The following is a 7,118-nucleotide window of genomic DNA, read 5'->3' as shown; positions in this document are numbered from 1 at the left end:
GGGGTGACGCTGGAGCTGGCCGGGCGGGTCGTGGTGTTGCTGCACCTCGTGGCGCTGGAGGAGGAGCGCTCCGCGGACACTCTGGGCATGGTGGGGCAGAGCACGGCGCTGGGGCGGCTGCGCACCCGCGTCCGCCAGGTGGCGGACCTGGACGTGCCCGTGCTCATCCGGGGCGAGACGGGCTCGGGCAAGGAGCTCATCGCGCGCGCGCTCCACCAGCGTGGCAATCGGAGCAAGGGGCCCTTCGTCAGCGTCAACCTGGGCACGCTGTCCCGAGAGCTGGCCGCGGCGGAGCTGTTTGGCGCGCAGCGGGGCGCCTACACCGGCGCCTCCCAGAGCCGCGAGGGCTTCTTCCGCGCCGCGCACGGCGGCACGTTGTTCCTGGACGAGGTGGGAGAGGCGCCCGCCGAGGTGCAGGTGGCGCTCCTGCGCGTGCTGGAGACGGGGGAGATGTACCCGGTGGGCGCGCACACCCCCGTCGTCACGGACGTGCGGCTGGTGGCGGCGACGGACGCGCCCCTGGAGGACCTGATTGAGCAGGGCCGCTTTCGCGCACCCCTGTTGCATCGGCTCTCCGGCTACTCCATCCACCTGCCTCCATTGCGGGAGCGGCGGGAGGATATCTCCCTGCTCTTCCACCACTTCGCGCGGCTGGAGTTGGAGGGGCTGGGAGAGGGCTGGCGCCTGGAGCCCCAGGACCCCTATGCGGAGCCCTGGCTGCCGGCGGCCCTGGCGTCGCGGCTGCTGCGGCATGACTGGCCCGGCAACGTCCGGCAACTGCGCAACGTGGCCCGCCAGCTTGTCATCAGTGGCCGGGGGCAGCCCCGACTCCAGGTGGACGCGGCGCTGGAGGCGGAGCTGGGGCCGACGTCCCCGGGCGACGAGGATGGGGCGCCCGTGCTGGTGACGCGGCGCAAACCGTCGGAGGTGACGGAGCGGGAGCTGCTGGATGCGCTGCGTGAGTGCTCGTGGGACTTGAAGGGCACGGCGGAGAAGCTCGGCATCACCCGGGCGTCGCTCTACAACCTGGTGGACCGCAGCCCCCACCTCCGCACGGTGAAGGACCTGAGCGCGGAGGACATCACCCGCTCTTTCAAGGCCTGTGGCGGAGACCTGGACGCCATGGTGCGCCAACTGGAGGTGTCCCGCCGCGCGCTCCAGCGGCGCGTCAGGGAGCTGGGGCTCGAGCCCCCCACGTCGTGAAGTCGTGGGTCGTGGCAAGCTTCACACACCGCCATCTCCAGGCCGGGCCCCCGCGGCCGGGCGACGTGGCGGGGAGGTGTGCACCATGCAAGGGCATTGGAAGCGTTGGCCAGGCATCGTCATGTTGTCGTTGGGGTGGGGCTGCGCTCCGGACGCATCCGGAGTCGACGAGGCGTCCGAGCCGGGCGTTCAATCCCTGGCGGAATACGACGGCACCGCCTGCCCCAAGCTCGTGGAGGCTCCCTGTCCCGCGCAGGGCGCGTATTGCCCCCCGTTGGACCACAACAAGCTGTGTGTCATCACCCTCTCCAGGGGACCCCTGCCCGTGTCGCCCGCGAGGAGCTGTCTGCGGCGCAAGCAACCGGTCAAGTTCCAGCTCGCCCCCGGCGTCAACGCGGCCACGCTCAAGTTCTTCGGGCCCGATGCCGACGCCCTCTTCGTGGACTACGACAAGATGGACATCGCGCTGACGGCGGCGGGGCGCGACTCGAAGTGGTGTGGAACGATTCGCCCCAAGGTCTTCCTGGGGGGCCACTATTTCGCCGTCAGTACCGATACGGGCGCGGGCCAGCCAGGGGAGCTGGAAGTGGTCAGGGACCCGGGCGAGGAGGACTGACACCGAGGGCCCTCACGGTGACGTCGGGCGCTCCTTCGATGTCTGCGTGAGCAGGGGGCCCCAGGTTCGCGCGAGCAGGGGACGGGCGGTGAGCGCTTTCGCCAGCGCTTCGCGCGCCCGCGCCTGCTGGCCGGGATGCGCCTCCGGGGAGGCCCGGGCCTGGGTGAGCTCCAGCGCCGCGTGTAGCGCGCGCGCCTCCTGGTCCTCGGGGCGTGCCTTCAACACGGTGCCCACTTCCGACAGGCCGCGCTCCAGCACGTCACGCGCGTCCTGTCCGGCGCGCCGACGGGCCAGGGCCCAATCGAGGTGGAGTCGCGCCAGCGCGCGGCGGTCATCGCGCGGTCGGGAGCTGACGGTGAGCGCGGCCAGGTGGGCCTGCCCGGCGCGGAGGAAGGCGGCCTCCCAATCCTTCGTTGTCAGGACGCTCCAGGCGGCGCCGAGGGCGCGGGCCTCCGCGGCGTAGCGCAGCGCCTCCTCGTCGCGGGGGTTGCGCCGCAGGGCCTCGCCCAGGGCCTGCTCGGCGGCGTCCAGCTCCGGCTTCGCGTCCGCGCCTCGTTCCAGCGCGAAGGCGGCGAGCACCCGGTGGGCCTGTCCCAGGTTGGCCCAGGCTGTCGACAGGTCCGGCTGGAGCGCGAGCGCCGCACGGGCCTCGCGCCGCGCCGCGCGCGCGTCGTCTCGCGGGTCTTCTCCCCGGGCCAGTCGCAGGGCCGCGCGGGTGACGTGGGCTTCCGACAGGTTGCTGGGCGGCAGGCCCTGCTTCGGGGCGAGGGCCACGGCGCGGGTGAAGGACGCGCGGGCCTCGTCCAGGGCGGGGAAGGGGTCCTCGCCGCGCAGCCACGCGTCCCGCGCGCGCTCCATGTGCACCAGCCCCACGCCGCCATGGAGCTGCGGCACTTCCGCGTTGAGGGCCAGGGCGCTCCTGTACGAAGCGAGCGCGATGTCCAACGACGGGCGCGCATCACCTCCACCATCGCGCAGCCGCGCGGCGCGCAGCGCATGGACCTGGGCCTCGTAGAAGTGGCTGACGAGGTTGCGGGGGTTGAGCGTGCGCGCCTTCTCCAGGGCCTCCCGCGCGCGCTCCAGGTCCGCGTCCGCGTCCGGGTTGCGAGGATGGGACGCGCGCTTGAACCAGGCGCTGCCCAGGTTGATCCACGCGTCCGGCAGGGCCTCGTCGATGCGGATGGCGGTGAGGTACGCGTCGATGGCGCGCGCTCGGTTGCCGAGCGAGTCCTCGCCCACGGCGTCCTCGTGGTCCGCCCACACCTTGAAGATGAGGCCCAGGTTGGAGTGGTAGTCGTAGCCGCGCTCCTCGGGCGCCACGCCGTCGAAGGCTTCGATGGCCTGTCGCAGCATCGGCCGAGGGTCCTCGCTGCGCGCCTGCTGAATCCGCGCGCCCTGCCAGAGCACGAGCCCCAGCGCGTGGCGGACGTCGCTGCTGGTGGGGGCGACCTCTGCCGCGGCCCGGGCCGCCTTCAGCGCCTCCTCCAGCGCCGCCGCCGCGTCGCCGCCCTGTCGGCTCCGGAACTCGGCGAGCCTGCGGTGCAGGTGGGCCTTCTTCACCAGCGATGGCACGTGGTGGGGCGACGCGGTGAGCGCGCGCGCCAGCGCCTCCAGCGCCCGTTCGAGGTGCGGCGTCACGTCCCCCTGGCCATACAGGCCCATGCGCAGGGCCAGCTGCTCGACGCTGGCCAGGGCCAGGTGTGCCTCGGGCAGGCTCTCCGCGAGGGCGGCCGCGCGGGCGTGGGCCTTCCTCGCCGCGTCCAGGTCCTCCTGTGCGCGCTCGCGCCGTCCCGCGTCCGAGTGACTGGTGGCGCGGGCCACCAGCACGTCACCTCGCAGCAGGGGAGCCTCGAAGAACCACGGCAGCCGGTCCCCCAGCGCATCCAGTCGCTCCAGTGCGTCCTCGTACCGCTCCTCGTGGTAGGCGAGCAGGGCCGAGACGTACTCGGCGGGAGGCAGGTCGGCGCCGCTGCCCTGCCGCAGCCATGCGAGCGCGGGCTCCCGGTAGAGCGTCACCAGCTCCTGCCGCCGCGCCTGTCGCTCCTTGGCGGGCAGGTGCTCGGAGGCGCGCAGCCGCTCCTGGTAGAGCTGCCCCAACGCGAGCGCCAGCGCGCACGCGACGCGCGGGGTGCGGGTGCCGTGGTTCCACGCGGCCTCCAGATGTCCCCGCGCGCGCGCCGGCTCTCCCAGCGCGAGCCAGCCCCGGCCCAGCGCTTCATTCCCCGGTCCGAGCGCGTGCTCTCCGCCGCCGCGCATCTCCCCGGAGATGTCCGCCAGCCGCGTCTCCAGCACCCGCCGCTCCTGGCGGGTGTCGTGCAACCGCGCCAGCGCGGTGTAGCGCGCGCGGGATTCCACGTGCTCGGCCAGTTCGGAGAAGCGGCGCGCCAGATGCTCTCGCGTGTCGGCTTCGCGCCGGGCCAGCACCGCCTGCGCTCCAGCCAGCAGCACCAGCAGGCCGGCCACCGCCGCGAGCAGCAGCTTGCGCCAGTGCCTGCGCGTCAGCCGCGACAGCCGATAGGCCGTGCCCACCGCGCGCGCGAGGACCGGCTCCCCGTCGAGGAAGCGCTGCAGGTCCTCCGCGAGCGCGCGCGCCGAGTCGTAGCGGGCCGCGCGCTCCTTCTCCAGACACTTGAGGACGATGGCCTCCAGGTCCGCGGGGATTTCCGGCGCCAGCTCGCGCGGGGGCTTGGGGTCCTCGACGGGGATGCGGCTGAGCACCTCCAGCGCGTTGCCACCGGGGATGGGCGGCTGGCCCACCAACAGGGCGTAGAGCGTGGCGCCCAGCGCGTAGACGTCCGCACGCCGGTCCAACCGGTTCACCTCGCCGCGCGCCTGCTCGGGCGCCATGTAGTGCGGCGTGCCGAGGATGGAGCCCGTGGCGGTGGCCCCTTCGCCCGGGTCCCTGGCGAGGCCGAAGTCCATGACGTAGGGCTTCCACTGTCCGTCGGCCGTGCGCTCCACCAGGATGTTGGAGGGCTTGAGGTCCCGGTGGATGAGGCCCGCGCGGTGGGCGGCGTGCACGCCCTCCGAGGACTGCGCCAGTATCAGCGCCTTCTGCTCCAGCGTGAGCACCTCCGCGAGCTCGTGCAGCGGCTTGCCGTCCACGTACTGCATGGCGATATAGGCCCGGCCCTGGACCTGGCCCACCTCGTACACCTTGCACACGCGCTCATGGTCCACCCGCGCCTGCGCCCGCGCCTCGGCGACGAAGTGCCGCGCGCGTCCCGTGTCGTCGTCCCGCACGAACTTGAGCGCGACGTGACGCCGCAGCACCGTGTCCCGCACCAGGAAGACGCGCCCCATGCCCCCCTGGCCCAGGAAGCGGAGGGGCGCGTAGCGCTCCCAGCCCGGGACGGGGAAGGACGGCTCCGCTCCCGGAGGCTCCGGCTCCAGCGTCCTGGGTGGGCCGACGTGGGCGGTTGCCGTGGGCGCGCCCACCAGCGCGCCTGCCTGGAGGAGGGCCGCGCCGCGCAGCGAGGCGAGCGTGTCCTCGGACAGTCGCCCCCGCTCCTTCAGCAGCTCCAGGGGCGCGGTCTGTCGGCGCAGGGCCTCTGCCCGCAGCGCCTCCACCTCGTCGTCGGAGAGCAGGCCCTCGAAGAGCAATGCCCGCAGCTGCGCCTCCAGGTCCTCGCGCATCGCCCGTTCCCTGGCTCCCGCCTTGCGTGGCCTTCGTTCCCGAGACGTCGAGGGGAAGGGTTCTAGCACCCGCCCCGGCGCCATATCCCCCGTGCACGGAGCGCGAGGCGTTGATATGCAGGGGGCGCCGGACGGCGAGCGTCGTCGTCCCGCCTGTCCCCTGGAGGCTCCATGAACGCCGACATTCATCTTGCCGCGGTGGGAGTCCTGTTCACCCGGAGGACGCGGGCCTGGTAGGGCCGGCGTGCAGGCCCGTCACAGCGCGGTCCACGTCTCCGGGTGCCCCTGAAGAACCGAGGTGCGCCGCAGGCACCGCTCTGTCCGGAGTCCTTCCCCGTGTCACTTGAAACCTTTGGTTGGGGGCCCGAGCTGGCCCAGTCGTTCTCCACCGTCGTCGCGTCGTCCCCGCTTCCCCTCGTCCCCGGCCGCGTGGTGCGCCAGGAGCGTGGGCTCGTCACCGTGCTGACTTCCGAGCGCACCCTGTTGGCGCGCACCTCGGGAAAGCTGCTCCACCAGGCCCCCGGCGCCGAGTCGCTGCCCACCGTGGGGGACTGGGTCGCCATCCAACTGCCCCCCGGAAAAGGGGAGGGCATGCTGCACGCCGTCCTGCCGCGCCGCAGCGTGCTCGTGCGCCGCGAAGTCGGCGGGCAGCAGGGCGCGGGCCAGCTCATCGCCGCCAACCTGGACGTCGTGCTGCTCGTCTCCGGGCTGGATGGGAACTTCAACGCCCGCCGCATCGAACGCGCGCTCACCCTGGCCTGGAGCAGCGGCGCCACCCCCGCGGTGCTGCTCACCAAGGTGGACCTCCACGACGACGCGACGGCGCTCATCCAGGAGGTGGAGGCGCTCGCCCCCGGCGTCCCCGTGCTCGCGATGAGCTCGTGGACCGGCGAGGGGCTCGACGCGGTGCGAGCGCTCATGCCCCCCGGCAAGACGGGCGCGCTGCTGGGCTCCTCCGGCGTGGGCAAGTCCACGCTCGTCAACCGGCTCTTGGGTGAAGAGCGCCTGGCCACCCAGGCGGTCCGCGTGGAGGATGACAAGGGGCGTCACACGACGACGCACCGAGAGCTGTTCCTCCTGCCCCATGGCGGGCTGCTCATCGACGGCCCCGGGATGCGCGAGCTGGGGCTGATGGGGGACGAGGAGGAGGCGCTGGAGCAGACCTTCGCCGACATCCTCGAGCTGGCCGACGGCTGCCGCTTCCGCGACTGCACGCACCAGAACGAGCCGGGCTGCGCCGTGCGCGCCGCCATCCAGGCCGGAACGCTCCCCCCCGAGCGGCTCTCGAACTTCGAGAAGCTGCAGCGCGAGAAGGCCTTCCAGTCGCGGCAGACGAGCCCCGCCGCGCAGCGCGAGCAGCGCAAGTTGGAGAAGGGCCGCACGGTGACGGGGTGGGAAGTCTCCCGCTCCAAGCGCCGCAAGGGCTGAGCGCGGGGGAGAAAAATCTCCGCGGAAATGTCCCGCTCAAGGATTCCCGCGCGTCGCGTTTGGATATTTCGAAAGGTGGGGACATCCGGGCAGAGCCGGGATGTCCAAGGGGTTCAGACGCAGAGCGTCTGAAAGGCGGGTGGGGGGAGTGTCCGGGCGGTTCGCCGGCACTCGAGTTTTCGGACGCACCGCGTTCGAGGGGGGATGAGGCGCGCCGGGGGGCTCGCCTCTGACC

The 7,118-nt window shown here is 72.9% G+C and carries 4 protein-coding genes; 3 read left to right on the top strand and 1 reads right to left on the bottom strand.

The window, feature by feature from the left end; genetic code table 11:
- Together HUW62_RS44560 and HUW62_RS44555 are read left to right on the top strand one after the other, a co-directional pair.
- Positions 1-1,203 (top strand): sigma 54-interacting transcriptional regulator (locus tag HUW62_RS44560; RefSeq protein WP_176437904.1); only part of this gene is annotated, 1,203 nt, incomplete at its 5' end.
- 85 nt (positions 1,204-1,288) lie between these two features.
- Complete coding sequence (locus tag HUW62_RS44555; protein ID WP_163871097.1) at positions 1,289-1,819, top strand: hypothetical protein; 531 nt, start codon at positions 1,289-1,291, stop codon at positions 1,817-1,819.
- Between the two features lie 12 nt (positions 1,820-1,831).
- On the opposite strand, the gene HUW62_RS44550 is transcribed toward HUW62_RS44555, so the two are convergent.
- Complete coding sequence (locus tag HUW62_RS44550; RefSeq protein ID WP_176437903.1) at positions 1,832-5,455, bottom strand: serine/threonine-protein kinase; 3,624 nt, start codon at positions 5,453-5,455, stop codon at positions 1,832-1,834.
- Positions 5,456-5,791: 336 nt separating this feature from the next.
- Between HUW62_RS44550 and rsgA the strand changes: the two genes are divergently transcribed.
- Entirely contained in the window at positions 5,792-6,883 is a 1,092-nt protein-coding gene (gene rsgA / locus HUW62_RS44545; RefSeq protein WP_176437902.1) for a ribosome small subunit-dependent GTPase A, read from the top strand.
- Positions 6,884-7,118 lie beyond the last annotated feature (235 nt).

Source organism: Myxococcus sp. AM011 (assembly GCF_013372595.1).
GTDB classification, from domain to species: domain Bacteria; phylum Myxococcota; class Myxococcia; order Myxococcales; family Myxococcaceae; genus Myxococcus; species Myxococcus eversor.
Note: the sequence above shows the minus strand (reverse complement) of the source record. Positions and strands in the feature narration are given on the sequence as shown.